A 26,253-nucleotide genomic window follows, 5' to 3' on the forward strand; every position below is an offset into this window, starting at 1 on the left:
GCGCAGCGCTGCGCCCTCCGCAATGCATTTCGCAAGACGTCGAGGTTTAAAGCATGTTGAGAATGAAGGGCGCCCTGCTCGCTGCCGTCGTGGCGGCCGGCTTGCCCGGTTGCAAGATCATCGAGACGCCGACCGCAGAGGAAAAGGCGGCGGCAGCGGCCAAGACCGCCTTCGACCCGAATGCAAAGGTCGAGGCGATCTGGCAGTCCGAGGCAGTGCCCTATTTCGAGAAGCGCGCCGGCGACCTCAAGGACGTCATGCAATTGGCGGCCTCCAGCCCCGACGCCGCAGGCGAGAAATACGGCAATCCCCGCAAGCAGAGCAGCTCGCCATGGACCTATGCGGTGAAGATCACCGGCAAGGTTGTCGCGGCCGATACGGCCTCGCGCGCGGCAACGCTCGATGTCGACGCAGATGGCGACGGCAAGGCCGACGCCAAGGTGCAGATCGGGCCGGCGTTGCGCGGCACGGCGCTGCGCGACACGCTGGAGTTCGTCAATTTCAACGAATTCAAGAACCAGATCGAGTGGGCGCAGTTCGGCAAAGCCTTCAACGAGAAGGCCAATACCACCTTTCTCTCCGCCATCCCGCGTGAGGGCCTCGCCGGCAAGACGGTGACCGTGACCGGCGCCTTTCCGCTGCCGAAGAGCGGCGAGGTGCCGCTGATAACGCCTTCGGAACTGAAGGTCGGCCCATGACCACAGGGGAGGCACAAAAGGACGACATCATCCTGCGCCTCGACGACGTGTCGAAGGTCTATTCGGGCATCGTCGCCGTCAAGCGCGCCAATCTCGAGCTGCGCCGCGGCGCAGTGAACGTCCTTGTCGGCGAAAACGGTGCAGGCAAGTCGACGCTGATGAAAATCATCGCCGGCGTCGAGCGTCCGACGCTCGGCCGCATCATTCTGGATGGCAAGCCCGTCTCCTTCGACAGCCCGGCCGATGCGCAGGTGCACGGCATCGGCATGATCTTCCAGGAGCTCAATCTCTTCGCCAACATGTCGGTGGCCGAGAATATCTTCGCCAGGCGTGAGATCACCCGCGGCATCCTCGGCATCGACCACAAGGCACAAGTTCAAAAGGCCAATGCGTTTCTGAAGCGTCTGGATGCCGGGATCGAGGCCGATACGATGGTCGAGGACCTGCCGATCGGCCAGCAGCAGCTCGTCGAGATCGCCAAGGCGATGTCGTTGAATGCCCGTATCCTGATCATGGACGAGCCGACGTCGGCGCTTTCGGCGGCCGAAGTCGAGATCCTGTTCAAGGTGATCGCGGAACTGAAAGCCCAGGGTGTGGCGATCGTCTATATCTCCCACCGGCTGGAAGAGCTGATGCGGATCGGCGACTACATTACGGTGCTGCGTGACGGTCAGGTCACCGGTGAAGCGATGGTCCGCGACATCGACACGCGCTGGATCGTGCGCTCCATGATCGGCTCGGATGCCAAGGATTTTGCAAAATCCGTGGACCACGTCGTCGGAGCCGAGGTCTTTCGCGCCGAAAACATCAGCCTGCCGCGGCCGACGGGCGGCCTTTCGGTCAACGATGTCTCCCTGTCGGTCAAGGCGGGAGAAATCCTCGGCATCTACGGCCTGATGGGTGCTGGGCGCAGCGAATTCTTCGAATGCGTGATCGGCCGTCACACACACTCGACCGGCAAGATCTTCATCGACGGCAAGCATGTTCGCGCCCGCGACACCACGCGGCGTATCCGCCGGGGCCTTGCGCTCATTCCGGAAGACCGGCAGCGGGAAGGTCTGGTCCAGGTGCTTTCCATCGCCTCCAACCTGACGCTGGCGAGCCTTAGCCGCTTCACCCGGCTCTTCCATATCGACAGGGGTGCGGAAAAGAATGCCATTCGCGATGCAATCCGCGATCTCGCGATCAAGGCGCCGAACCCGGATTTCGAGGTGACCTCGATGTCGGGCGGCAATCAACAGAAGGTCGTCATCGGTAAGGCGTTGATGACCAATCCGAAGGTGCTTCTGATGGACGAGCCGAGCCGTGGCATCGATGTCGGCGCCAAGGCCGACGTCTTTCGCACCATGCGGCGGCTGGCGGCAAACGGGCTCGCCATACTGTTTTCGACTTCCGACCTCGAGGAGGTCATGGCGCTTTCCGATCGCATCGCGGTCTTGAGCAACGGCCAGCTGGTCGCCGTCTTCGACCGCAACGAGGCCACGGAAGAAGCCATTATCGCGGCTTCGGCCAAGGGACACGGACATCAAGGGAAACTCGCGTCATGATGGCGGCTACATCAACCACTCTCGCGCCGAAGGGCGCCAACGGCTCGACGCTTCTGACGCTGATGAAGCTCAGGACGTTCATTGCGCTGTTCGCGGTCATCATCTTCTTCGCGATCTTCGCTCCGAACTTCACCTCGACGGCGAACATGATCCTGATGTCGAAGCATGTGGCGCTGAACGCCTTCCTGGCGATGGGCATGACCTTCGTCATCATCACCGGCGGCATCGATCTCTCGGTCGGATCGATCGTCGGGCTTTGCGGCATGGTCGCCGGCGGGCTGATCCTTTACGGTATCGAATTGCCGATCGGCTACACGATCTTTTTCAACCTCTTCGAGATCGTGCTGATCACCTTGTCGATCGGCCTGCTCATCGGTCTGATCAACGGCCTGCTGATCACCAAGCTCAACGTTGCGCCCTTCATCGCCACACTCGGCACACTCTATATCGCCCGCGGTCTCGCTTTGCTGTCGTCGGACGGCCAGACCTTTCCGAACCTGGTCGGCCGGCCTGAATATGCGACAACCGGCTTCGATTTCTTCGGCGCGGGACGAATTCTCGGTCTGCCGGTATCGATCTGGATCCTGATCGTGCTGGCGCTGCTGGCGGCCTATGTCGCCCGCTCGACGCCAATCGGTCGGCACATCTTCGCTGTCGGCGGTAACGAGCGTGCCGCGCGCATGTCCGGAATCCGGGTCGATGTCGTGAAAATCTTTGTCTACATGTTCTCCGGACTGTGCGCGGCAATTGTCGGCGTCGTCATCTCCTCCGAACTGATGGCAGCCCATCCGGCGACCGGCGAAAGCTTCGAACTCAATGCGATTGCCGCAGCGGTGCTCGGCGGCACCTCGATGTCGGGCGGCCGCGGCACGATCGGCGGCACGATCATCGGCGCCTTCGTCATCGGCATCCTCTCCGACGGATTGGTAATGATGGGCGTCTCCTCCTTCTGGCAGATGGTCATCAAGGGCCTCGTCATCATCATTGCCGTCGTCGTCGACCAGGCACAGCGCCGCCTGCAGCAACGCGTTACCCTCATGCAGATGGCAAAGGCAGGTTGAGATGACGGAATTGAAAGGGGCTTTGATCGGCTGCGGTTTCTTTGCGATCAACCAGATGCATGCCTGGAACGACGTTCGGGGCGCTGACATCGTTGCGATCTGCGATCGCGATCCGGAACGGCTGAGGATCGTCGGCGACCAATTCGGCATCGAGCGTCGATACAGTGATGCCGAGGCGATGTTTGCCGATGGCGGTTTCGATTTCGTCGATATCGCCACGACAGTGCAGAGTCACCGCGCCCTGGTAGAATTGGCCGCCCGTAACAGGGTGCCGGCCATCTGCCAGAAGCCGTTCGCCAAGACCTTGTCGGACGCGAAGGCGATGGTCGAGGCGTGTCGCAATGCCGGCATATCGCTGATGGTGCACGAGAACTTTCGCTGGCAGACGCCGATCCAGGCAGTGCGCAAGGCGCTGCACGCGGATGCCATCGGCACGCCTTTCTGGGGTCGTTTCTCTTTCCGTTCGGCTTACGACGTCTTCTCCGGCCAGCCTTATCTGGCCGAAGGCGAACGTTTCATCATCGAAGACCTCGGCATCCATACGCTCGACATCGCCCGCTATATCCTTGGCGACGTTCGATCGGTCACGGCCCGCACCAAGCGGGTCAATCCCACAATCAAGGGCGAGGATGTCGCGACCATTCTGCTCGATCATGAAAACGGCGCCACGTCGGTCGTCGACGTCAGCTACGCCACCAGGCTCTCGAAGGAGCCGTTCCCCGAGACCCTGATCGAGCTCGACGGTTCTGAGGGCACGATCCGCCTGACCCGGGGTTACGGCCTCGAAGTCACCAACGCCAAGGGCACCACGACCACGGACGTGTCTCCGAAGCTGTTGTCATGGGCCTCGCGGCCCTGGCACAACATCCAGGAAAGCGTCTACGCGATACAGCAGCATTGGGTCGATCAGTTGGAGCGCAGCGCGGAACACTCGACGTCAGGGGCCGACAATCTGAAAACTTTCGCGCTCGTCGAGGCCGCCTATGACAGTGCGGCCAGGGGACAGACGATCGATGTCGGAGCGATGATGCGATGACGGTCGATGCGTTCCAGCTCTACGGCACTCGCCTCGTCGAAACGCCGCCGGTTCGGCTGAGAGCCGGAAAACTGGGCGCCGATCTCGCCAACGGCAACCTCCGCACCATCCGCTACGATGGGATCGAGTTGCTGCGAGCTGTCTCCTATCTCGTGCGCGACCGGGACTGGGGAACCTACAGCCCTGAGATCGTCGATCTCCGGATCGAGCAGAGTGACGATCGTTTCGCGGTCGCCTATCGGGCCCGCTGCGAGGGACCGGACGATACGAGGCTTGTCATTGACGTTCGCATCACCGGAAGCGCGGACCGGCTCGACTTCGAGGCCGAGGCCATCACAGAGACCGGCTTCGAGACCAATCGCTGCGGCTTCTGCATCCTGCATCCGATCGTCGGCGTGGCGGGCTCGCCGGCAACGGTCGAGCATGTCGACGGCCGGATAGTGGCAACGCGGTTTCCCGATCTCATCGAGCCCTGGCAGCCGTTCAAGGACATGCGCGCCATCACCCACGAGGTTATGCCTGACGTTCAGGCGGAATGCCGGATGGAGGGCGACACCTTTGAAATGGAAGATCAAAGGAACTGGTCGGACGCATCCTATAAGACCTATGTCAGACCGCTCGCGCTTCCCTGGCCGTATGAGATTGCCGCCAATCGGCCCGTTCGGCAGAAAACGTCGCTGGTCATCAGGGATATCAGCGATTCGACACGGCATCCTCCTGGGGTGTCAGGCGGTGCCATAAAACTTGAACTCGGTGCGCGCACCGGCACCATGCCTGATATTGGCGTGATCATTACGCCCGAAGAGGCCGATGCGACACTGTTGGCAAAGTCCGTCCTGTCGGAGATCGCTCCCCAGGAACTCCTCTTCCATTTCGACCCGGGCGCCGGGCACGGAATAGACGCGCTCAGGCGGTTTGCTGCGATCGCCACAGTCCATGGCGGCCGCTCGACGCTGGAGATCGCCCTTCCCTGCAAATCGTCGCCGGCGAGCGAGACCTCCGAGATTGCCCGCCAGATGCAGCTGGCGGAATTCAAGCCCGATGCGATCATGATCTCGCCTTTGGTCGACCGGCAGTCGACGCCGCCCGGCAGCACATGGCCGGATTGCCCACCTCTGGACGAGGTCTATGCCGCCGTCCGCGCCGCTTTTCCCGGCATTCGCATTGGCGGCGGTATGCTGAGTTATTTCACCGAGCTCAACCGAAAGCGCGTCCCGGATGGACAGCTCGACTTCGTCAGCCACTGCACCAATCCGATCGTCCACGCCGCCGACGATCTCAGCGTCATGCAGACATTGGAGGCGCTGCCCTTCATCACGCGGTCGGTGCGTGCGATCTATGGCGACAAGCCCTACCGGATAGGTCCATCAACGATCCCGATGCGGCAGAACCCCTATGGCAGCCGCACGATGGACAATCCGGTGGGCGCGCGCATCCCGATGGCCAACCGCGACCCACGCCACAATGGACGCTTCGCGGAGGCCTTCGCGCTCGGTTACGCGATACGGGTGCTGGATGCTGATCTGGAATGCCTGACGCTCTCGGCCTTGTCAGGGCCATTCGGTTTGATCGCCGGTCCGGCTGAACCCACCGAGCAAGGCGGGCGGCGCCCGCTGTTCAACACCGTGCGGACATTGTCTCGATTGGCTGGCGCATCCTGGCAGGAATGCGTCTTCTCCTCACCCTCCGAGGTCCTGTCTTTCGTTGCACGGGATGCCGGAGGCGCCAGACTTCACGTCGTCAATCTGACGGGCGAAGAACGAAAGGTCGATTGCGGCGCATGCCGGCCGGCAGATGCGGGCAAAGAGTTGCTGCTCGCGCCGTTTGCGACCGCAGCCCTCCCGCTAGCGGATTGACCTTCGGCGGTGCAACCGCATTTATGCAGGTGGAGCTCGCACTGGGAGGATCAGCATGAAGACGAAGAAGCTTATCAATGCCGGCGCAGATGCCGTCGATGAGATGCTGCAAGGCGTTCTGGCGGCGCATCCGCGCCACCTGTACGCCGTGGAGAACATGCCCCGCGCGATCATTGCCAGAAACGGCCCCCGCAAGGGCAAGGTCGGCTTGGTCATCGGCGGCGGATCGGGGCACGAACCGACATTTCTGGGGTTTGTCGGCAAGGGGCTGGCGGACGCGGCCGCAATCGGCAACGTCTTCGCCTCGCCGCCGCCCGATCCGATCATCGCCTGCGCCATGGCGGTCGACGGCGGCGCCGGCGTGCTGTTCATGTATGGCAATTATGCCGGCGACGTGATGAACTTCGACATGGCCGCCGAGATGCTTGCGCTTGACGAGATCGAAGTGCGCACCGTCCTCACCACGGATGACGTGGCATCCGCCCCTGCCGATCAGCGGGACAAGCGGCGAGGCGTGGCGGGCAACGTCTTCATCTTCAAGGCTGCCGGTGCGGCATGCGATCTTCTCTACTCGTTTGAGGATGTTGAGCGTGCCGCCCGCCATGCCAATGCGCGAACCTATACGATGGGTGTCGCGCTCTCGCCCTGTTCGCTGCCCCAGACCCTCCGGCCGAACTTCCTGATCGGCGAAGGGGAGATGGAGATCGGAATGGGCATCCATGGGGAGCCTGGCGTGGCGCGCGAGCCGCTGAGGCCGGCCGACGCGGTGACCGACGAACTCATGGACAGCATTCTTGGCGAAATGAAAGCAGACCGGGGCGATCGTGTCGCGGTACTGGTCAATTCGCTGGGTTCGACCCCGATGATGGAGCTCTACATCATGATGCGGCGCGTAAAGTCCCGGCTCGACGATGCCGGGCTCGTCCTCCATACGTCGCTCGTCGGGAATTACTGCACCTCGCTCGAAATGGCCGGCGCGTCGATCACGCTCATGCATCTCGACGACGAGCTTCAGCAATTGATTGACTACCCCTGTGATTGCGCGATGTTTGCGAGGTAATCGATGACCTTTACGACCGAAGACCTGCAGCGTTTGTTTGCCGGGATTGCCGAGGATATCGCGGCGCAACGAGATCATCTTTGCGACCTGGACGGTGCCATCGGCGATGGAGATCACGGCCTTGCCATGGATGCGGGCTGCCAGGCCGCGGCGAAAGCGGTCGGCGAGCTTGACGCCGGGATTGCCCCGACAACCGCATTCAATGTCGCGGCAAAGGCATTCCTAAATGCGGTCGGCGCTTCGTCCGGCCCGCTATATGCCACGGCCTTCATGCGCGCCGGAGCGGCCGCCAAAGACAAGCAGACATTGAGCGATGACGACTTCCTGCGCGTCTTTGCGGCAATGGCACAGGGAATCCAGGAACGCGGAAAGGCCGAACCCGGTGAAAAGACGATGGTTGACGCCTGGAAACCCGCGGCTGACGCCGCTCTCGATGCCCGGCAGTCGGGAAAGCCCCTCCCCCAATGCTTCGAGGCGGCCGAACGGGCAGCGCGGGCAGGCTGTGAAGCGACCAGCCACATGACGGCCGCAAAGGGACGGGCTTCGCGATTGGGGGACCGCGTGATCGGGCACATCGATCCCGGCGCCGCCTCGGCCGTCATCATCATCGCCGCGATGGCCAAATTTGCCCAGCATCACGATGGTTAGCTCGTCGTGTCAGTTCCTATCTGCAATGGGCCTGGCTTGACACCAGAACGGCGGGTGAAACTTTCTTTCGAAACGGTCAAGGTTCACTTCTTCGACCGAGAGGCGGAACAGCGTTTGAGCGCCTGAATAAGATGCGTCAGCAGGTCCGTCGAACACGGAACCGGAATTTGCCCTTGCAGACGAAATAGTGACTTGTACTCTCTAATCTGGCCAATAGGCTGTTGGTCGAAGACGAGGTAGCCAAGACATGCATATTCGAAAGGCCGTCTCCGCCGACGCGGCGGAGCTGAGCGGTCTCCTGAACGAGATCATCCTTGCTGGTGGAACGACCGCACTCGAGACGCCGCTTTCGGCTGCCGAGTTCGCGGACTGGTTCATCGATGGCGAGTTTTCTCTTACCTGCCATGTTGCAGAGCGCGATCAGTCGCTCGTCGGTTTTCAGTCCCTGAGCTTATACGGCGATCCGCCGAAAGGCTTCGCCGACATCGCGACCTTTGCTCGCATGAACCCTAGAACCCTAGGCGTCGGCAGCGCTCTTTTCCCCGCAACCCGAGCGGCAGCGGAAGAGCTCGGGCTGGAATTCATCAACGCCACCATTCGCGCCGACAACGTCAGCGGTCTCGGCTACTATGCGAAGATGGGATTCGAGACCTATGATCGGCTGGTCCAGGTTCCGCTTCAGGACGGAACACCCGTCGACAGGATCAAGAAGCGTTTCAGAGTGGACGCCAGGCACCGCCCAATAACCAACGCCTGAAACGTGTCAATGACGCTGTGGGAATGCTTGGCATCCAAGGGCCGGACCGGTTCAGCCTTGCCCGGCGTCGCCCGCCGTTCGGGGACGACAGGCCGATGCTGCCTCTTTGCAGGCCACACTTTGATGCGCGGCGACGAGTCAAATTTTGCAGCCTGCGGAATATTAACCCCATGAAGTTACAATATACTTTTCCGTAAGGGAAGCAAACTAGCGTTTACCTTCCGTCAGGAGCTTCCCTCCTCAAGAAAGACTATCCACTATCCAAAGGGATCAAGCATCGGGATAGAGATGGATTTGGAGCCGCAACGACGTAAAAAGGAACAGATCGAAGCCATGCCCGGAGATTTGCCCATGCCGACTGCCATGTTCACGGCCGACGAACTGGCGGTGATCCGCCGCGCTTACGCCCATCAGGTGGTGGCAACAGCCGCAACGACGAACCCGCGGATCGAAGCTGCCTTTGCCACCGTCCCGCGCGAAAAATTCCTCGGTGCGCCGCCATGGCAGATCGCCAATCTGGGCGGCGGATATCGCCCCCTCCCCTCCTCCGACTTGGTTCTGGCCTATCAGGACGTGCTGTTCGTCCTGCAGTTCGAAAAGGGTGTCAACAATGGTAGTCCCTCGCTGCATGCCCGTCTCCTGGCAGAGTTGGACATACAAATCGGCGATCGCATCGCCCATATCGGTGCCGGCACCGGCTATTACAGCGCCATTCTTTCGGAGCTTGTCGGCCCTTCCGGTCATGTCTATGCCGTCGAGATGGATCCCGATCTGGCTGCCCACGCTCAAACAGCGCTTGCCGATCGGGCCAATGTCAGCGTCATTAACGCCGACGGCAGCCAATGGCCGCAGCAAGAGGCGGATGCGATCTATGTGAATTTCGCCGTCGCGCGGCCCGCGGAACCCTGGATCGAAAGGCTTCGGCCTGGAGGGCGCCTCGTGCTGCCACTCGGCGTACCGCGCCAGGACCGACCACCGAAAGGCGGCCGTCATGCATCCCATGGTGCTGCACTTCGTATCGAGCGCGGCGAGGATGGATTTGCGGCGCGTTGGATCGGCACAGCTTATTTCGTTTGCGCCAACGGTGGATTGACAATCGACGAGAACGAGCTCGAGGCGCTGACCGCCGCCTTCAGGCGCGGCGGCATCGAGTTCGTCAAAAGCCTACTCTGGAAGACGGAGCCGCGGATAGGGCGCTGCTGGTATATCGGCGACCAATGGGCGCTTTGCTACGACGACGTCTGAGCCATCCGCGCAGGGAAAGTCGACTGCCTATCTCAGCGAGAAACGAGAGCGCTGTAGCGCAGCTCGGCAGGGAGCACGACGCTCTCGACGCCATACTGCCTTTTGACCGGCGCGATCAGCTGACGCACATCTGACCGACGACACGTCCCCACGCTCAAACATTTGTGCAGGAAGCATGGGCGACAACACGCTCAAAGGCCGCGGACCTGGGCTATCTCGAAGCTTAGCGCAGGCTCGCACCGGTGCCCCTGCCCTATCCGACACCGGAAAGCCTGCCGTTGAAATTTACTGCCCATCATCTTTGATGATCGGACCAAGCGCGCCAAGGATCCGAGCAACGGCCATACCGGCCTTGGTCGAGACGGGACTGGGCGCCGCCGGCCTATCAAAATCAACGGCCCGCATGCACGGGATATTGTGCGGCGACAACTAACCAGTTGCTTGGTTCTAATACGTTGGCGCGACATGACTAAGGCATTCGGCTCCTCCTCCTGGAAGGCGCCGCACAGACCGACAGCTGAGGATCAGCAAGCGACGGCCACCGCGCCATCGTCGGTCGGTGGCGTTCTTGGCGCGTGACTTGCTCGCCAGCGATCTCACGAGACAACCGAGCGCGGCTCTCCTGCTGGAGGCGATGCGACGGTCGCGGCGCAAATCGGCGGCGCAGACAACCAACACAGATTCTCATACATCTCGCGAGGTCGGATCGACACGAATGGAAGGTGAGGATGCGTTGCCTGTTCGACGCGGGTTGCCAGAATGACAAAAGCCCGGCGCGGGAGAGATGCGCCGGGCTTCGATAGGGACCGACAGCCTGGGAGGAGAAGTGCTGTCCGTCGGACCGAAGCGGCTAGGAGGGGAAAGCGCTTCGGTCCATCACGAGGTAATGTCGCAAGGCGGTAAATTCAAGCCTGGCGGTTGCGCGGATGTCGCAGACGAAGTGCCAGACAATTGCAGCCTTCACTCGCACGCGATTAGGGCTAGGCGAGGGGTTGTCCGCGGACAACTTGCCGAGCAGCGATCCCGGCGAGGGAGCTCCGGACCTTCAGCGGGCCGACCTGCCCACCACGAAATGATTGATGAGGGCATAGGGGATCGCGCTGCTGCTGCGCCAAGAGCCGGACACGCGAATGGAGATTGCCGCTTGCCTACCCCTATCCCGACCAAGGGCGTGCCCCCTTGTCTCCACCTGACCGGGGCCGAGTTAGCCGAGATATCGAACAAGGCGATCGATCTGGCGCCGATGACCAACGACGGCGCCAACTCCCAACCATCCGCCGCACATGCGGACGCTGCCGTCGGCTTTCAGCCATCCGCTGCATCATTCGAGGCTTCGGCCTCTGGCCTACAAACCTCAAGAAGGAGGATGAGACGCGCCGCAGGAGCCTCGAAGCACCGAGCCGCCCGTCTACCGATCTGGCCGGACCGAAGCATTGCCGTTGGCCGACAACCTAACGCCGAGCGACGGGCGGCCTCGATTGCCGCCTCATCAAGGAGGCGCAAGACCGGCGAGGATGACGCCGCCGCGGCGCGCCACCGCCCTTGCCGCGGATCCCTTTCGGTGAGCGAAGCCGCAGCGTTGGCAGCCCCGCAGCCTCTTCGAATCGGCGGCGCTCTGCTCCTCTTTAGACGGGAGCAGTCTCTCGGCATAGCGGAACTGCCGGCAGACCGGGCGGAACTCTTGGAGCCAAATACGCCGCGCCTGTTCGGCAAGACGCATGAAAGCGCGCCTCTACGATACTAGGCAGAGCCATCGAGGCGGCATCAATGCCGCAAATCAGCACGGCGATATCAGGGATATTCTCCCGGCGCGAACCAATGCTGCGGAGATCGGTCATGCGCAAACGACCTGGCGGCTACCACGTTGATCATCCGTTGTCCGCGGACAACGGATGATCAGACAACGTTCGGCCTTGCAGCTAGGGTTTACGGATCCGCCTCGGAAAGGTCGCAGGGTCGGTTGCCCATCCGCCATGAAGCCCGGCTTCTGTGTGGTGGTCGGCCGACAGTACGGCTGCCTCGCTGCTATCCGGCTCTTCATACGACCGAGCGGAAGGATCTCGCGGAAGGGGAGGGGCCGTCCTTCTTGGAGATCGGCAGTTCACGGCCGAATTCTTCTGGCGCATCGGCCCATTGCGAACGGGTGGCCTCTGATATCGACCGGCCGGCCGTCAGCCCACCTGACGTAGCCGCGACCACCGCCGATCTGCTTGCACCAGCGAGCCGTGCATATGTGGGAACGGCAGCGTCGGGTCCGCCTTGTCCTGAGATAGCCGACCGCAGCACCAAGACTGCGCCTTCATGTCAGATGGGCCGCGCCCGTCATCGATGCACGTTATTTGATGACATGCAGCCCCTCGCTGCCAGCCAGTGTAGAAGACCAGCGTTCATCCCGGCCGATATGCCGAAAGATCTTCCTGCGCCTTATGAACGGGATGCCGGAGCAGCGCTTGCAGTGACGGCCGGGGAGGGCTGCCTACGGCAAAATAACGCCGGGCTACGAACAGGCCGACGTCCGCAGCGGCGCGTATCGTATATCCGCCTCCTCGCCGCGCAGATCTGCCCACGCGTGGCCACTGGATCGATCGCGGCGCGTTGTGCCGATTGCCGAGACGCTATCCAGCAACCACCGAAGCCATCGAGATCGCGTCCGCAGGCAGGCGGCGTCTCGGCCTCGCCGACGCTTGGTCACGACGTACACCGAACGAAAGCAATCGGCTCGCAGGGGCGGACCCGGTATTTGCCCGTTGATAACGCAAACGGCTATTGCAGGCCATTGTCACCGGCGCTATTGTTTTGCTGGGCTTTGCTGTACAGCACATCGCCTGAGGCGCCGGTCGCCGATAGGCGCCTGCTTCGGATGGCAACAGGTGGAATTCAGATCCAAGCGGCTCCTCCAATTCGGGCTGCGCACCGATCTACGCTTCGCGCGGCTGCCAAGCCACCCCATCGGTAGATTTGTTGAAAAGACCCCCAGCACTGCAGTAACGAAACTAAAGTCCGGATTTGCTTCCGTAGCGGCACGCCACTGCAGCGATATCAATAACTTATGAGCGCAGTGGCGACGCGGCCCAATCGCTCCAATCCCTGCTTCCTGACCCGATTGGAGCAACGAACGATCAGGCCTTGCATCAAATGTCCGCAGGAAAGCAACGGGTTGCATCCTTTAGCGGCACCCTGCGTTATCTCCGCACCATGCCGGAGAACATCCTCATGCCAGATGTACTTCACCTCAAGAAATTCCCCATTGCGGCGACAATGGTGGCCGCAGCGATTGGCGCATTTGTCTTGATGCAGGCAGCTGAGCGCAGGTCGGTCGCCCCGTCTGCGGATACCGGCCGCGCACCTGACGATCATGGCCGCAGCGCCAGCACGCCCGAGGCTATCCCTTTCAGCGGCCTTCGCGACGTGTTCTGGCGCGTCTTCCACGAGGTCCTCGCCGACCGGGTCACACTGATTGCCGCGGGTGTGACCTTTTATCTGCTGCTGGCGCTGTTTCCAGCCATGGCGGCTTTGGTGTCACTCTACGGGCTGGTTGCAGATCCGACCACCATATCCGACCATCTTCGCGAATTGGCTGGCCTCATGCCATCAGGAGCGTTCGATCTTCTTGCCAATCAGATCAAGGAGCTCGTCGATCGGCGCGACGCGACGCTCGGCATTACCTTCTTCGTCGGCCTCGGCATCGCCCTCTGGAGCACGCATAACGGCACGCTGGCGATCTTCGACGCGATGAACGTCGCCTATGAGGAGGAGGAGAAGCGGGGGCTTGTCCGGTTGAACCTGATCGGCCTCTGCTTTACGTTGTGCGCGATGCTTTTGACGGTTGTCATGGTGGCACTCGTCGGGGTCATGCCGGTTGTTCTCTCCTATCTCTGGCTCGATCAGTTCAAGGAGCACATGGCCCTTCTCATGCGATGGCCGGTGCTTCTGCTGGTCGTCGCGGTCGCCGTTACATCGGTCTACCGCTTCGGCCCCAGCCGCGAGCCTGCCAAGCTCCGGTGGATGACATGGGGCGCGGTTCTGACCACGATCGCCTGGGCCGCCATGTCCCTCGGCTTCTCCTTCTATCTGGATCATTTCGCCAATTACAACGCGACATACGGCACGCTCGGCGCGCTGATCGGCTTTCTCATCTGGATCTGGCTTTCCGTCGTCATTCTCATCGTCGGAGGAGAACTCAACGCCGAACTGGAGCATCAGACAGCGAAGGACACGACGACGGGAACGCCGCTGCCGATGGGATCACGCGGGGCCCATGTCGCCGACACTCTGGGCAAGACCATGAGCTGACCGCGATGATTGCTCCTCTCACATGGTTTTGATGTATTCTGCCATTTCTGCAGTCCCGACACAGGAGACGATGATGACCGCCCCGCATCCTTCCAAAACTCATATCGGCAATCATGCCCTGCATCCCGAAACACAGATGCTGAATTACGGCTACGATCCCGAACTCTCGGAAGGGGCGGTCAAGCCACCGGTGTTTCTCACCTCCACCTTCGTGTTCAAGACGGCCGAGGATGGCCGCGACTTCTTCGATTACGTGTCGGGCCGCCGCGAGCCGCCCGAGGGGAAGGGCGCCGGCCTCGTTTATTCACGCTTCAACCATCCGAACAGCGAGATCGTCGAAGACAGGCTCGCCGTCTACGAAGGGACGGAAAGCGGTGTGCTGTTTTCATCCGGCATGGCAGCGATCGCCACCACTCTGCTCGCCTTCGTCCGGCCGGGGGATGCGATCCTGCATTCGCAGCCGCTCTACGGGGGAACCGAAACATTGCTGGCAAAGACTTTTCTGAACTTCGGCGTCGCCGCTTTTGGATTTGCCGACGGCGTCAGCGAAGGATCGGTGCAAAAGGCGGCAGAAGAGGCGATGGCCAAGGGCCGCGTCTCTGTCATCCTGATCGAGACGCCTGCCAATCCGACCAACAGCCTGGTCGATGTCGCAATGATACGACGCGTGGCCGACATGATTGGAGCAAGACAGGGCCATATGCCGATCATCGTCTGCGACAACACCCTGCTCGGACCGGTCTTCCAGCGGCCGATCGAGCACGGCGCCGATATCTCGCTCTATTCGCTGACGAAATATGTCGGTGGTCATTCGGATCTGATCGCCGGCGCCGTTCTCGGTCGCAAGGCGGTGATCAAGCAGATCAAGGCCCTGCGCGGCGCGATCGGCACCCAGCTCGATCCACATTCCTGCTGGATGCTCGGCCGTTCGCTGGAAACGCTGCAGCTCCGCATGGAACGGGCAAACAGCAACGCGCGTGCCGTCGCCGACTATCTGCGCGATCACCCGAAGGTCGAGAAGGTCCACTATCTGCCCTACCACGATCCGGAATCGTCGGCCGGCCGGACCTTCATCGCGCAATGCACCGGCGCCGGCTCCACCTTCTCTTTCGACATCCGCGGCGGTCAGCCAGCCTCGTTCAAATTCCTGAACGCGCTGCAGATCTTCAAGCTCGCGGTCAGCCTCGGCGGCACGGAATCGCTTGCGAGCCATCCTGCCACCATGACGCATTCCGGCGTGCCCGCCGATGTCCGCCAGCGCATCGGCGTTCTGGAATCGACGATCCGTCTTTCGATCGGCATCGAGCATCCGGATGACCTGATCGCCGACCTGGAACTGGCGCTGCAGGCCGCCTGAGACACGGCGGGGAAATCGATGCCCGGCGCCGCTGGGCATCGAGCATGGCGTCACTTGTCGTCGATCGTCAGTTCCGTCTCGTCGGTATCCAGCACGAAGACCGCAAGCAGGCGCGCCGGCTTGGTGTCGCTGGCGTTTGCGCTGACGCTGTGGTGATCGCCGGGAAATTCGGCGAAGCTTTCTCCGGCCTTATACGTTTTCACCGGGCTGTCGTTCACCGCGCTGCGGATCGCCCCTTCGAGAACGGTGGCGTAGATGAAGGCCGAATCCGGATGGGTATGGCCGGGTGACAGGCCGCCGGGCTCATATTCCACCATCACAGCCTTCATGCTCTTGCCGGGAACATTGGGAAGCTTCTGGTCGAAAACGACGCTTACCTTCGCTTTCCCACCTCCGGCGTGAGCCTGAGTGCCGGCGGCAAGGACAACGGCGACGGCCGCTGCTGAGATCATTTTCCTGATCATGTCTGGTCTCCTCAATTGATAGAATGGGTCGACAGGCGCAGCCTCGCTGTCAGGCGCTCTTTTTCTGCGGTGGCTGACGGCTGAGCCAATCGTCGAAACGGATCCGGCCGAGCCGCGCCTTGGGGCCGGTCACGAGCGAATTGTCCTCGAGTTCGACCCCGAAATAGCGGGCATGCGGATCAGCGACCACCTGACGCGGATCGTTCGTCGCCTTGAAGAGACGCGTCACGATTTCGGTGAGGCGGATTTTTTCCGGCCCGCCGATCTCGATCGTGCCGTTGACAGGCGGGGCGAGCGCCACCTCGGCCATGACGTCGGCGACGTCGTCCGAGGCAATCGGCTGCAGATAGGCCGGCGACAGATGCGCCGTCTGGCCGACCGTGTTCGATTGAGCGATGCCGGCCATGAATTCGTGGAACTGCGTCGAGTGCACGATGGTGTAGGCTATCCCGGAGCTCTTGATCAGCTCTTCCTGGGCCATCTTGGCGCGCATGTAGCCGCTGCCCTGCAGCCGCTCCATGCCGACGATCGACAGCGCAATATGATGCTTGACGCCGGCGGCAGCCCCCGCCTTGAGCAGATTGCGGCCCGAGATCTGGAAGAATTCCAGGACGGCCTTGTCCTCGAACGAGGGCGAGTTTGCGAGATCGAGCACCACCTCAGCGCCAGCGAGCGCTTCCGCCAGACCCTTGCCGGTGATCGTGTCGACGCCCGAATTCGGCGAAGCCGCCAACACCTCGTGCCCCTTGTTGCGCAATCTTTCCACGGTCTTCGAGCCGATGAGGCCCGTGCCGCCGATAACGACGATTTTCATGGGTAGTCTCCTTGTCCTTTACGAGGAGTTTCCTCTGTTGACTTGCCTTTGTTGACTTGAATGCGAGCAAGCGACTGCTCGGCCTGGCGAAACCGCGTCCTTTATGAGCGAAGCGACTTCATCGGGACCCTCGCCGGTGCGACCGGTGTAACCGATGGGTAGGAGAATGCGCCCGATCGCGCCGCCAAACCATTCTCCCTCGGTCGCTGTCACCCTATGCGAACGCAGTAGGCTAACTGGCTCTGCGATGAGCCAGTTGGCTGAAATGGAGGAACATCACGTCAACAGGCATCGGCCGAACCTACCGTCAGGGCAGATGACCGACCCAGAAGGCAAGGCGTATTCACTGGTCTGCAAGCCGGTGACTTCCGCCATCAATCCGCACGATGGAGATAAGAATGATCAAGCGTCTGAACTTCATGGCCCATAACAACAGCGGCATCGACGGCCTGGTGGCCGTTGAAGCCTGGATTGCCAGGAGCTTCGATCCGAAGTTGCTCGAACTCGTCAAAGTGCGTGTTTCCCAGATGAACGGATGCGCTCACTGCCTGCACATGCACCGCCAGGACGCGCTGAAGCTCGGCGAAACGGATGACCGGCTGCTGCTTCTGAACGCGTGGCGGGAGTCGCAGCTCTTCACCACACGGGAGCGGGCCGCGCTCGCCTGGGCCGAGGCTCTTACTCAGATCGCGAAAAGCCATGCGCCGGATGATGTTTATGAAGAGGCGCACGCCAGCTTCTCGGATGACGAGTTCGTGGCCCTTTCGATCGGTATTGCGATGATCAACGCCTGGAACAGGCTGGCGATCGGCTTTCGGCTTCAGCATCCAGCAGATCACAAACGCGCCGCCGCCTGACGGCCTTCGCCTGGTCAGGAAAGCTGGGTAGCCTCGAACATCGCCGTAAGCCCGATGCCTCCGCCTATGCCGATCATGGCCAGGCCAGTCGCACTGGGCGCCCAGCTTCCGCGGGTGTTGCGGATCAACTGGCTGTATAGCCGGGTAACAAGGATTGCGCCGGAGGCCCCGAATGGATGGCCGAGCGCAATTGCTCCACCGTCCTTGTTGATCGCGTCGGCAGGGATAGCGAGCTGATCCAGCGATGCCAGAACCTGGGCCGCGAAAGCCTCGTTGAATTCGATGGCATCGATGTCTAAGAGAGAGAGCCCTGGCTGACGCTGCAATAGCTTCCTGGTCGAGGCGACCGGGCCGATGCCGAGTAGATTAGGATCCACACCGGCAGCGGCGCTGTCGATGAAGGCAAGGCCCTTTTCGATGCCGATACTTCTCGCCATTGCGCGGCTCATGACCAGCACCAGGCAAGAGCCGTCGTTCAGCGGGCAGGCATTGCCGGCTGTCACCGAACCATCGGCCAGGAAGACCGGCCGGAGGTTTGCGAGAGCCTCAAGAGATGTGGACGCGCGTGGGCACTCGTCCCGTTCTATCAGACCCTGGCCGGTGGAAATTTCGACAGTCTCGGGTCGAAAGATGCCCGCTTCGGCCGCCTGCACAGCGAGCCGGTGGCTGCGCAGGGCGAATTCATCCTGTCTCTGCCGCGATATGTCGAACTGCCGCGCGACGTTTTCGGCGGCAATCCCCATTTCCGGGTCGCCGATCGTTTCAGGCGAAAACCGGGCGCGCCCATAAAAACGCGGCGGCATCCCATGCGCCTTTGGTCTTTCGACGCGCCATGGCGCGGTGCTGACGCTCTCCACACCGCCAGCCAGAAAGCACGCGCCTGCTTTCGCCTGGATCAGGCGGGCTGCCATGATGATCGCTTCCAGGCCGGAGCCGCATTGCCGATCGATCGAAACACCAGGAACCGCCATGGGAAGACCTGCGGAAAGCGCCGCCAGCCGCGCGATGTTTCCGCCGCCGCCGGCGGCGTTGCCTACCAGCACGTCGTCTATCGTGTCTGGCGCAATTCCCGTTTCGGAAACAATGCGATGAATGATTGGCGCGAGCAGATCTTCCGCCGCCACAGTCGCAAGCGATCCGAAAGCCCGGCCGATCGGCGACCGGTAGGCGGCAACCACGACCGGCTGCCAATCCTCGTCAGGCTGATAGGCGTAGGACACGATCGTCTCCAGAAACCACAGATGTCTCCACTTGCCCCCTCGAGATCTTGCCGCTGCTCGTCATCGGCCAGGACCTTATATGGTAGAATTGCTTGGGGATCTTGTACTTCCCGAGCATCTGTGCGCAATGATCGGCCAGAACTTTTAGGTCCATCGTCTCTCCCGAGACCACGGCGACGATCCGTTGGCCCAAATAGGCGTCCGGCAGCCCGAAGACAACAGCGTCCTCTACGCCGGGGCAGGCTTTGAGCGCGCTCTCGACTTCCGCAGGATAAACGTTGTTGCCGCCTGATATCATCATGCCGCCGGCCCTGCCGATCACCCGCAGCATACCTTTGGCATCGAGTTCGCCGAGATCTCCAACCGTCGCTCCGGCTTCTGTGACTCGGAACGCCTGACCGTCGTCGCCCCAAAGATATCCATCCGCGATCAGGTCGCTGTCGACGAATATGGTTCCCGGCACATCGGTCCCGACATCGTTTTCATCGGGATCGCGAATGGAGATTTCCACGCCGGGATAGGCTTGTCCCACCCGGTCGATCGGAAAATCGATCTCGCCGCCGACAAGGGTAGAGACCGTCATGAAACCCAACTCGGATGCGCCGTAATATTCCCGGATACGGGCATTCGGAAACAGGCGGCGCATGGACTCGACCCCGTTCCGGTCAAGCTTTGCGCCGGCGGTCAGAACGTCGCGCAGGGAGGTCAGAGCAGGTTCGCTTGCGCGGGCCCTTGCAATGCCGGCTATATGGGTGGGTACGGCAACCAGCCGTTCGACTTGCCAGGAGGAGAGTGTGCGTGCCACCGCGCCCGGATCCCATTTCCTGACCGAATGAAAGGTCCCCCCGGCATCGAAAGCTTCGACCAGTGCATAAAGCGCCAGGCCATGCGCGAGGGCTCCCGGGCACATTGTCGACGGCGCGTCTTCGAGCTCGAAAACGACGCGTCCCCGATCGAGGCTCCGGCGCCACTGTTCCCGCGAGCGATAATAGGCTTTCGGCTCGGCCGTGGTCCCTGAGGTGAAGCCGATCAGAAAGATCTTGTCCGCATCGAGCGGCAGCTCGGCTTCCTTTCCCGCTGCGGCAAGATCGAATGCTTCCGCTCCGGCGGCGATAACGGGAATGCCGAATCTCCGGGCAATTTCCGCGCTCGGCCCGGCATCGTCGACAATCAGAACGTCAGGCGCCAGGCGCTCGATGATGCGTTCGATCCTCTCCGCCGGCATCATCGGATCGATGACCGCGCAGGCGTTCGGGAAAGCGGTCGCCGCCGCAAAATACTCGGCAAAGCCGATATGGTTGCCGAGGCTGAGAGCGACAAGCGTCTCCACACCGGGCAGATCGAGCGTGCGGCGGTTCGAGCGGGGGAGATCTCGGAGAAACCGATAGATTGCCTTGGCGCGCACATAGAGCTCGCCATAGCTGAGCGAACGCCCGTCGATCACCAGCGCCGGCTTGTCCGGTGTCTCCGTTGCATGTCGAAGAAGCTGCGCATGGATCGGCATGGACACCCGCTGGTTTGAATGATCGGTCGTCAGCCTGGAGACAGAGCGGCTCTGGTCGCTTCCGGAATCGGTGTCGGGCGGTTGTCGGAGAGGCCGACGCAAACCCAGACGAAATGCGCCGATGCGCAATGAGCGCCATCGCGTTGGCGAAAGAGTTCTATGGCAAAGGACAGGCTCGTGCGCCCGATTTTCTCCACGTCCACCTTTGCCTCGACAACATCGTCAAGGTCGATCGGGCTGTGAAAGGTGATCTCCGCCTTCTTCACGTGATAGGCGACGCCGGAGGAGGTGTGACGGAAATGGCTGAGAATTTGCCGTTGCCGCAGGAACTCGACGACCGCATCCTCGCAATAATCGAGATAACGGGAGTTGTGGACGTGACCATAGATGTCGATGTCTCGCATCGAGACCCGGAACGATGCTAAAGGCCTGTCGTCAACGCTCATTCGATCACCGAAAATTCGACGGGGTGATCTAACCGCAGTGTGTGGGGGATGCAATGCAATATCAGGCGGTCGTGCGAAAATTCGGACCAGCCCAGGACGTCGTCGAGCTCGAGCAGGCTGCGCTGCCGCCGCTGCGGCGCGACGAGGTGAGGGTGCGCCTGCTGGCGCGGGCGATCAATCCGTCCGATATCATCACCATATCAGGAGCCTATAGCGGACGCACGACATTGCCCTTCATTCCCGGCTTCGAAGCGTTCGGCGTGGTCGAACAGTGCGGTGAAGAGGTTCATGGGCTTTCCCCCGGGGCACGCGTGCTGCCGGTGCGCAGCGCCGGTGGCTGGCAGGAATTCAAGGATACCGATCCCGGCTGGTGCCTGCGTGTTCCTGACGAGCTCACCGACTTCGAGGCTGCGACGAGCTACGTCAATCCGATGACGGCCTGGTTGATGCTGCATGCCAAGATCGGGTTGAGGCCGGGCATGCGCATCGCCATCAATGCCGCCGCCTCGTCGATCGGCGCCATATTGATCGGTCTCGCCAATGCCGCAGGCGTGGAGCCGGTCGCCATCGTCCGCAGCGAGGGATCGCTCGAGCGCCTGCGTGGCCGGGTCGAGGCTGTCATCATCGATAGGGAAGAAAGCGAAAACGATCTGGCCGCCGGGCTCGCCGGCCGGCATGGGCTCGACGCCGTGCTCGATTGCGTTGGAGGAGCACGCGCAGCAGTCCTCGCCGGTGCGCTGCGGCCGGGCGGACGCTTCGTGCATTACGGTCTGCTCTCGGGGCAGAGCATCCCGAATTCATTCTGGGCGTCCCATCCCAATATCGCCTTTTCCTATTTTCACCTCCGGGAATGGGTCCATTCCGAAGCGATGGGCGACGTCCAGCACGCCTATTCCGAGGTCGCGGCGCACATCGTTTCGAAGGTCATCGAGACCGAGATACGGGAGGTGTTTCCTTTAGAAAATGTCCGGCAAGCCCTGCAGTCCGCGCTTCCCTTCCGAACGGGTGGCAAGGTTCTGCTCGCCTGACGAACACAGGTCATCGGCACTGCATGTCAATGACCCGCGCCATCAATCAATCCGGGGACGCTCCGATTTCGGCGTTGCCAGCCCGTGTTTGGCAAGCTCCAGGGTCAGGATACGGGTTTCGAGAAGGTTGAAGATGCGCAGGATGGCTTCGATCGCATCGAACGGCTTCGTCAGAAAATCCTTCGCGCCGAGAGAAAGCGCCCGCCGGCGCGTCGGCAATGTTGCATCGGCGGTCAGAACCAGGATCGGCAGATAGCTGTTGTCAGGAATGAGCCTTGCGAAGGTCTCCAGCAAAGCGAAGCCATCGAGATCGGGCATCATCAGGTCGAGAAGAACGAGATCCACCGGATGTTCGCGGAAGAGCCGCAACGCCTCGCGTGGCTCGGTGGTACTGATGAGTTCCTTGAAGCCTTCGCGTTTGAGAATGCGCTCCAGCAGCGACACATTTGCAGGCTCGTCATCGACGATGAGGATCGTCGATCGTCGCACGATATCGGTGGGGTCTGTCATGGGCCAAACATTTCGTCAAAGGCGTGGGAGGATATCAAGCGCGCAATCAATCATAGGCGACGTCTTCATGGTGGACTTTCGACGGAAAGGCCTCGTCTTCGGGTTTCCTGCGTCGCCGCGGGCGCGCGCGGCAAATCGACGTGGAAGGTGGCGCCACCTTCCGGACGGTTGCTGAAGCCGAGCGCGCCGCCCATGGCGTCGATCAGATGCCGCGACAGCGCGAGCCCGAGACCGGTCCCTTCTTGACCGATGCGTTCGGCTCCCAGCCGATCGAATGGGGTGAAGAGCCGGGCAACGCGTTCCGCCGGAATGCCGGGACCGGTATCGCTGACCTCGATCCGAATAGTGTCATCGCCAATCTCGCGGTGGCTGACGGTCACGCTTCCGAGCTGACGATTGTATTTCACCGCATTGGACAGCAGGTTCAAAAACACCTGCAGGAGACGCCGCCGGTCAGCCAGAACCGCGAGATCCCGCTCGGGCTCGACGACGTCTATCCGGATCTGCTGCTTGCCGCAGAGCGGCCGCGCAAGCGACACCGCTTCATCGATCACATCGGCGACGCGCTGCGGTTCGACGGCGAGATCCATGCGCCCGGCCTCGATCCTCGCCATGTCCAGAACCTCGTCGATCAGGCTGAGCAGATGTCTGCCGGCCCTTAGAATTTGCGCGACGCTGTCCCTGGAATCCGCATCGGTGACGTCCATTTCCAGAAGCTGCGCGAAGCCGAGGACGGAATTCAACGGCGTGCGTAGCTCGTGGCTCATTCGCGACAGGAATTCGCTCTTGGCGTTGCTCGCGCGAACCGCATCCTCGCGGGCGGCAAGCAGGGCCTCTTCGATTTGCTTGCGCTCGGTAATATCGCGCGTGATCTTGGAAAAGCCGCGCAACCGGCCCGTCTCGTCATGGAGTGCGGTCACGACGACGTGCGACCAGAATTGCGACCCGTCCTTGCGAACGCGCCAGCCTTCCGCTTCGGTGCGTCCATGAAGAGCTGCTTTGGCAAGCTCTTCCGCCGGAAATGTATCCCTGGTTTCCATGGGATAGAAGCGGGAAAAATGCTGCCCGACGATCTCCTCGGCGCCATAACCGGTGATCCGCTCGGCACCTGCATTCCAGCTTATCACCTGTCCTGAAGTATCGAGCCCGAAGATACCGTAGTCGCTGACGCCTTCGACCAGTTGCCGAAAGCGCTCCTCGCTCTCGGTCAGATCAGCCTCGCGTTTTTTCAGAAGGACGCTTGCATCTTCGAGCGCCTGTCCGAGGCTTCCGAGTTCATCGCGGAAGGGATCCGCCACCGTCACGACCTCGCCTTGCGACAGCCGATGCGCCTCAGCTTTCAGCGCATGCACACGGCGCACAATGCTTGCCGAAAACAGGAAGACGGCGACGAGGGCGCCGGCAAACCCAAGAAAGCCGGCTGCGATCATCAGGCTTCGCGACAGAGTGCGAACCCGGTCCGCGGCCTCGGTCCTCGCGTGAAGCAGATCGGCCTCCCGCCGGCTCATCGCGTCGATTTCCTGTCTCAGCACATCGAGGACCTGCTTGCCCTCGATGAGCTTGGCCGCAAGGTCCTCGCGTCCGCCGGCGCGCAGGATGTCGGCCTGTTTCAGGAGTTGGAGACGATCGACTTTCGCGACGACGAGGGTGCGGATGCGTTCGAGGCGGCTCTTTTGCTCGTCATCCCGCAATCGCCGGCCGACCTCGTCGAGCACGACGGGCAGCCTGTCTTCGGCCCGGTTGAAGGGATCGAGAAAATCGGTTCGGCCGGTCAGCAGATAACCGCGCATCGCGGTGGCCGCTTCGGCGATCGAGGCATGGATCTCCTGAATGCCCGACTGGATCTCGAGCGTGACCCGCACCTGATCCTCGGCAATCCGGCTTTGCCGGTCGGCCACGAAGACCGAGGCGAGAGCTGCGAGCAGCAGCGCCAGCGGCACGGTGATGATGACGATACCCTTCGCTCTCAGCGGCAGATCGGCGAAACGCAGGGTCATGGCTGTTCTTCGCTGGATGTTGCGAGGAGCCCGCCGCGCACGGCCATGACCGCGGCCTGCGTCCGGTCGCCTGCGCCCAGCTTGCCGATGATGCGCTCGACGTGGATCTTCACGGTACCGGGCGAGATCTTCAGGGTTCTGGCGATCTCCTTGTTGGTCAGGCCCTCGGCCACCTTCGACAGGACCTCGCGCTCCCGGATCGTCAGCGTCTCCAGAGCGCTGCTGTTGGTCTGCGGCTTGGTGGCGACGCGGCGCAACAGCTTGGCGACGAGCGGACCGTCGAAGAAGGCGTCGCCCTGAAGGACGCGCCGGATCGTGCGGAGAATGTCTTCCCGGCTGGCGTCCTTGAGCAGGTAGCCCGTGGCGCCTGCTTCGATCGCGGCTTCCAGATAGTCGAGACTGTCATGCATCGTAATGATCATGACGCGTGTTCCCGGCGAGACGCGCCGGATCTCCCTCGTCGCGGCGAGGCCGTCCATGCGCGGCATTCGGATGTCGAGGAGTGCCAGATCCGGTTTGTAGAGCGTACAGGCCTCCACCGCTTCCACGCCGTCGCGCACGTCCCAGGCAATATGAAAATCGTCTTCGCCGCCGATCATGGCGATAAGACCTGCGCGGGCGATGTCATGATCGTCGGCAACGAGAATGGAGGCGCTCATTCTGATGTCGTCTCCTGCCGAAGGGGGGCGACGGCACGGACATGAGTTCCGCCCGAAGACCCGGCCACGATTTCGAAGCGTCCGCCGAGCAGCGCCAGCCGTTCACGCATGCCGACAATGCCGAGCCGCCCGCCCCGCATCTGAACCGGAGGAGGGCACTCCTCGACGATGCCCTTTCCATCATCGATCACTTCGAGATGCGCTTCGCCCTTGCCGTCCTCGAAGAGGCGCACGACCAAGCGGCTCGCCTCGGCGTGCTTGATCACATTGGTGATCGCTTCCTGCGCGACGCGATAGAAGATGATCCCGGCTGATGTCGGCCAGCGGTCGGAGGCGGCATCGAGGTCGGCGATCACTTCGAGACCGGCGATCGCATCGAGACGCGTGCGCAACGCCGCGGCGACACCGAGATCGTCGAGCTCGGGCGGACGAAGATCGGCGATGGCCGCACGAAGATCAGCGACGGAACGGCGCGCGAGCGTTGCGAGTTGGTCGATCTCAGGCTTCAGCGCATGCTTTTCGCCGATCCGGGCCGAAAGATCCTGCAGGCGGTAGCTGAGGCCGGCGGCAAGCTGCGCCGAGCCGTCGTGCAGATCGAGCGCCACCCGCTGCCGCTCCTGCTCCTGCGCCTGGATCAGTTGCGCGACGAGGGCCGCGAGTTCGCTGCGCTGCCGTTCCAGATCGCCGAGCAGCGCCTGCTTTTCCGCCGCCTGCCGCTGGAGATTGCAGGCGTCGGCGAGCTGTCCCGCCACCACCTCCAATGTTTGGCGATCGTCGGCATCGACGCCGAGCCCTCTCGGCGGACCGATCAGCGTCAGGCAGAAACCGGAGTCGTCTTGCGAGGTGAACAAGATGCTGTCGCTTCCGGGGCTCGTCGACTTGCCGACCGTCAGTTGCACAGGCAGCTCTTCCCGCGAGGACGGGAAAACGAGCTCGGCAAAGGATGCTCCCGCGAAATCGGCGAGACGTGACAGAACCTCCAGGGCAGCCGCTTCGAAAGTTCGTGCGTCAAGCAGGTTTCGTGCCTCGATGATGAAGCGCAGACGAGCCGCGCGCGCTTCCGCTGCCCGGTAAAGGGCCCTCAATTCCGTTACGTTCGGCGAATGCGTCGCGCCTGTATCGTGGTTCATGCCTGACGGGACTGCTCCGAGATGAATGACGCGGGCACGATAGTCATTCCGGCGGGAATGTCATCT

General features: G+C 61.9%; 23 protein-coding genes. 13 read left to right on the forward strand and 10 right to left on the reverse strand.

What is annotated here, in order from left to right:
* The first annotated feature begins 53 nt into the window (after positions 1 to 53).
* The 9 genes from B5P46_RS02480 to B5P46_RS02520 all read left to right on the forward strand — a co-directional run bounded on the left by B5P46_RS02480 (position 54) and on the right by B5P46_RS02520 (position 9,908).
* Positions 54 to 698, forward strand: coding sequence for a DUF2291 family protein (locus B5P46_RS02480; protein ID WP_129417307.1), 645 nt, complete (start codon positions 54 to 56; stop codon positions 696 to 698).
* Complete coding sequence (locus B5P46_RS02485) at positions 695 to 2,245, forward strand: sugar ABC transporter ATP-binding protein (RefSeq protein WP_129417308.1); 1,551 nt, start codon at positions 695 to 697, stop codon at positions 2,243 to 2,245. The genes B5P46_RS02480 and B5P46_RS02485 overlap by 4 nt, the downstream gene beginning before the upstream one ends.
* On the forward strand, positions 2,242 to 3,306 hold the full coding sequence (locus B5P46_RS02490) for an ABC transporter permease (RefSeq protein ID WP_129417309.1): 1,065 nt from the start codon (positions 2,242 to 2,244) through the stop codon (positions 3,304 to 3,306). Before B5P46_RS02485 ends, B5P46_RS02490 begins: the two co-directional genes overlap by 4 nt.
* Before the next feature lies 1 nt (position 3,307).
* Entirely contained in the window at positions 3,308 to 4,342 is a 1,035-nt protein-coding gene (locus tag B5P46_RS02495) for a Gfo/Idh/MocA family protein (protein ID WP_129417310.1), read from the forward strand.
* Positions 4,339 to 6,198: a D-apionate lactonase gene (apnL, locus tag B5P46_RS02500; RefSeq protein ID WP_129417311.1), complete on the forward strand. Its 1,860-nt coding sequence runs from the start codon at positions 4,339 to 4,341 to the stop codon at positions 6,196 to 6,198. Before B5P46_RS02495 ends, apnL begins: the two co-directional genes overlap by 4 nt.
* Positions 6,199 to 6,253: 55 nt before the next feature.
* Positions 6,254 to 7,258, forward strand: a complete 1,005-nt coding sequence (locus tag B5P46_RS02505; RefSeq protein WP_129417312.1) for a dihydroxyacetone kinase subunit DhaK — start codon at positions 6,254 to 6,256, stop codon at positions 7,256 to 7,258.
* A 3-nt stretch (positions 7,259 to 7,261) separates the two neighbouring features.
* The gene (gene dhaL, locus B5P46_RS02510) at positions 7,262 to 7,906 is read left to right on the forward strand and encodes a dihydroxyacetone kinase subunit DhaL (protein WP_129417313.1); all 645 of its coding nucleotides are present in this window, start codon (positions 7,262 to 7,264) and stop codon (positions 7,904 to 7,906) included.
* A gap of 247 nt (positions 7,907 to 8,153) precedes the next feature.
* Entirely contained in the window at positions 8,154 to 8,663 is a 510-nt protein-coding gene (locus B5P46_RS02515) for a GNAT family N-acetyltransferase (protein ID WP_129417314.1), read from the forward strand.
* A gap of 333 nt (positions 8,664 to 8,996) precedes the next feature.
* Positions 8,997 to 9,908, forward strand: coding sequence for a protein-L-isoaspartate O-methyltransferase family protein (locus B5P46_RS02520; RefSeq protein ID WP_129417315.1), 912 nt, complete (start codon positions 8,997 to 8,999; stop codon positions 9,906 to 9,908).
* A 2,037-nt stretch (positions 9,909 to 11,945) separates the two neighbouring features.
* Here B5P46_RS02520 and B5P46_RS34250 read toward each other — a convergent pair.
* Entirely contained in the window at positions 11,946 to 12,107 is a 162-nt protein-coding gene (locus tag B5P46_RS34250) for a hypothetical protein (protein WP_164986437.1), read from the reverse strand.
* A gap of 1,014 nt (positions 12,108 to 13,121) precedes the next feature.
* Between B5P46_RS34250 and B5P46_RS02525 the strand changes: the two genes are divergently transcribed.
* Together B5P46_RS02525 and B5P46_RS02530 are read left to right on the forward strand one after the other, a co-directional pair.
* Complete coding sequence (locus B5P46_RS02525; protein WP_129417316.1) at positions 13,122 to 14,201, forward strand: YihY/virulence factor BrkB family protein; 1,080 nt, start codon at positions 13,122 to 13,124, stop codon at positions 14,199 to 14,201.
* A gap of 73 nt (positions 14,202 to 14,274) precedes the next feature.
* Positions 14,275 to 15,558 (forward strand): cystathionine gamma-synthase family protein, encoded by a 1,284-nt coding sequence (locus B5P46_RS02530; protein WP_129417525.1) that lies wholly within the window; start codon positions 14,275 to 14,277, stop codon positions 15,556 to 15,558.
* Between the two features lie 50 nt (positions 15,559 to 15,608).
* Here B5P46_RS02530 and B5P46_RS02535 read toward each other — a convergent pair whose 3' ends face one another.
* Entirely contained in the window at positions 15,609 to 16,022 is a 414-nt protein-coding gene (locus tag B5P46_RS02535; RefSeq protein ID WP_129417317.1) for a cupin domain-containing protein, read from the reverse strand.
* Between the two features lie 49 nt (positions 16,023 to 16,071).
* The gene (locus tag B5P46_RS02540; RefSeq protein ID WP_129417318.1) at positions 16,072 to 16,836 is read right to left on the reverse strand and encodes an SDR family oxidoreductase; all 765 of its coding nucleotides are present in this window, start codon (positions 16,834 to 16,836) and stop codon (positions 16,072 to 16,074) included.
* A gap of 398 nt (positions 16,837 to 17,234) precedes the next feature.
* On the opposite strand from B5P46_RS02540, the gene B5P46_RS02545 reads away from it, so the two are divergent.
* The gene (locus B5P46_RS02545) at positions 17,235 to 17,693 is read left to right on the forward strand and encodes a carboxymuconolactone decarboxylase family protein (RefSeq protein WP_129417319.1); all 459 of its coding nucleotides are present in this window, start codon (positions 17,235 to 17,237) and stop codon (positions 17,691 to 17,693) included.
* 14 nt (positions 17,694 to 17,707) lie between these two features.
* Here the strand turns inward: B5P46_RS02545 and B5P46_RS02550 are convergent, their stop codons facing one another.
* The 3 genes from B5P46_RS02550 to B5P46_RS02560 are packed head-to-tail and all read right to left on the reverse strand — an operon-like array spanning position 17,708 to position 20,863.
* Entirely contained in the window at positions 17,708 to 18,913 is a 1,206-nt protein-coding gene (locus B5P46_RS02550; RefSeq protein WP_129417320.1) for a thiolase family protein, read from the reverse strand.
* On the reverse strand, positions 18,891 to 20,417 hold the full coding sequence (locus B5P46_RS02555) for a class I adenylate-forming enzyme family protein (RefSeq protein ID WP_129417321.1): 1,527 nt from the start codon (positions 20,415 to 20,417) through the stop codon (positions 18,891 to 18,893). Before B5P46_RS02555 ends, B5P46_RS02550 begins: the two co-directional genes overlap by 23 nt.
* Positions 20,418 to 20,446: 29 nt before the next feature.
* Positions 20,447 to 20,863 carry an acyl-CoA thioesterase gene (locus tag B5P46_RS02560; RefSeq protein WP_129417322.1) on the reverse strand — a complete coding sequence of 139 codons (417 nt, stop codon included), beginning with the start codon at positions 20,861 to 20,863 and terminating at the stop codon, positions 20,447 to 20,449.
* A 53-nt stretch (positions 20,864 to 20,916) separates the two neighbouring features.
* On the opposite strand from B5P46_RS02560, the gene B5P46_RS02565 reads away from it, so the two are divergent.
* Complete coding sequence (locus tag B5P46_RS02565) at positions 20,917 to 21,891, forward strand: zinc-dependent alcohol dehydrogenase family protein (RefSeq protein ID WP_129417323.1); 975 nt, start codon at positions 20,917 to 20,919, stop codon at positions 21,889 to 21,891.
* Between the two features lie 42 nt (positions 21,892 to 21,933).
* Here the strand turns inward: B5P46_RS02565 and B5P46_RS02570 are convergent, their stop codons facing one another.
* From B5P46_RS02570 to B5P46_RS02585, 4 genes are all read right to left on the reverse strand, one after another.
* Positions 21,934 to 22,401: a response regulator gene (locus B5P46_RS02570; RefSeq protein WP_129417324.1), complete on the reverse strand. Its 468-nt coding sequence runs from the start codon at positions 22,399 to 22,401 to the stop codon at positions 21,934 to 21,936.
* Positions 22,402 to 22,466: 65 nt separating this feature from the next.
* Entirely contained in the window at positions 22,467 to 24,398 is a 1,932-nt protein-coding gene (locus tag B5P46_RS02575) for a sensor histidine kinase (protein WP_129417325.1), read from the reverse strand.
* Complete coding sequence (locus B5P46_RS02580; RefSeq protein ID WP_129417326.1) at positions 24,395 to 25,057, reverse strand: response regulator; 663 nt, start codon at positions 25,055 to 25,057, stop codon at positions 24,395 to 24,397. Before B5P46_RS02580 ends, B5P46_RS02575 begins: the two co-directional genes overlap by 4 nt.
* A complete protein-coding gene (locus B5P46_RS02585) occupies positions 25,054 to 26,187 on the reverse strand; it encodes a sensor histidine kinase (protein ID WP_129417327.1) in 1,134 nt (377 codons plus the stop codon). Before B5P46_RS02585 ends, B5P46_RS02580 begins: the two co-directional genes overlap by 4 nt.
* Positions 26,188 to 26,253: the final 66 nt, after the last annotated feature.

The sequence above is a fragment of the Rhizobium leguminosarum genome, assembly GCF_004123835.1.
Lineage (GTDB): Bacteria > Pseudomonadota > Alphaproteobacteria > Rhizobiales > Rhizobiaceae > Rhizobium > Rhizobium leguminosarum_M.

Excerpts from the sequence above, each read along its gene's own strand:
- B5P46_RS02480 (WP_129417307.1), top strand. The coding sequence starts at position 54 with ATGTTGAGAATGAAGGGCGCCCTGCTCGCTGCCGTCGTGGCGGCCGGC.
- B5P46_RS02485 (WP_129417308.1), top strand. The coding sequence starts at position 695 with ATGACCACAGGGGAGGCACAAAAGGACGACATCATCCTGCGCCTCGAC.
- B5P46_RS02490 (WP_129417309.1), top strand. The coding sequence starts at position 2,242 with ATGATGGCGGCTACATCAACCACTCTCGCGCCGAAGGGCGCCAACGGC.
- B5P46_RS02495 (WP_129417310.1), top strand. The coding sequence starts at position 3,308 with ATGACGGAATTGAAAGGGGCTTTGATCGGCTGCGGTTTCTTTGCGATC.
- apnL (WP_129417311.1), top strand. The coding sequence starts at position 4,339 with ATGACGGTCGATGCGTTCCAGCTCTACGGCACTCGCCTCGTCGAAACG.
- B5P46_RS02505 (WP_129417312.1), top strand. The coding sequence starts at position 6,254 with ATGAAGACGAAGAAGCTTATCAATGCCGGCGCAGATGCCGTCGATGAG.
- dhaL (WP_129417313.1), top strand. The coding sequence starts at position 7,262 with ATGACCTTTACGACCGAAGACCTGCAGCGTTTGTTTGCCGGGATTGCC.
- B5P46_RS02515 (WP_129417314.1), top strand. The coding sequence starts at position 8,154 with ATGCATATTCGAAAGGCCGTCTCCGCCGACGCGGCGGAGCTGAGCGGT.
- B5P46_RS02520 (WP_129417315.1), top strand. The coding sequence starts at position 8,997 with ATGCCCGGAGATTTGCCCATGCCGACTGCCATGTTCACGGCCGACGAA.
- B5P46_RS02525 (WP_129417316.1), top strand. The coding sequence starts at position 13,122 with ATGCCAGATGTACTTCACCTCAAGAAATTCCCCATTGCGGCGACAATG.
- B5P46_RS02530 (WP_129417525.1), top strand. The coding sequence starts at position 14,275 with ATGACCGCCCCGCATCCTTCCAAAACTCATATCGGCAATCATGCCCTG.
- B5P46_RS02535 (WP_129417317.1), bottom strand. The coding sequence starts at position 16,022 with ATGATCAGGAAAATGATCTCAGCAGCGGCCGTCGCCGTTGTCCTTGCC.
- B5P46_RS02540 (WP_129417318.1), bottom strand. The coding sequence starts at position 16,836 with ATGAAAATCGTCGTTATCGGCGGCACGGGCCTCATCGGCTCGAAGACC.
- B5P46_RS02545 (WP_129417319.1), top strand. The coding sequence starts at position 17,235 with ATGATCAAGCGTCTGAACTTCATGGCCCATAACAACAGCGGCATCGAC.
- B5P46_RS02555 (WP_129417321.1), bottom strand. The coding sequence starts at position 20,417 with ATGCCGATCCATGCGCAGCTTCTTCGACATGCAACGGAGACACCGGAC.
- B5P46_RS02560 (WP_129417322.1), bottom strand. The coding sequence starts at position 20,863 with ATGAGCGTTGACGACAGGCCTTTAGCATCGTTCCGGGTCTCGATGCGA.
- B5P46_RS02565 (WP_129417323.1), top strand. The coding sequence starts at position 20,917 with ATGCAATATCAGGCGGTCGTGCGAAAATTCGGACCAGCCCAGGACGTC.
- B5P46_RS02570 (WP_129417324.1), bottom strand. The coding sequence starts at position 22,401 with ATGACAGACCCCACCGATATCGTGCGACGATCGACGATCCTCATCGTC.
- B5P46_RS02575 (WP_129417325.1), bottom strand. The coding sequence starts at position 24,398 with ATGACCCTGCGTTTCGCCGATCTGCCGCTGAGAGCGAAGGGTATCGTC.
- B5P46_RS02580 (WP_129417326.1), bottom strand. The coding sequence starts at position 25,057 with ATGAGCGCCTCCATTCTCGTTGCCGACGATCATGACATCGCCCGCGCA.
- B5P46_RS02585 (WP_129417327.1), bottom strand. The coding sequence starts at position 26,187 with ATGAACCACGATACAGGCGCGACGCATTCGCCGAACGTAACGGAATTG.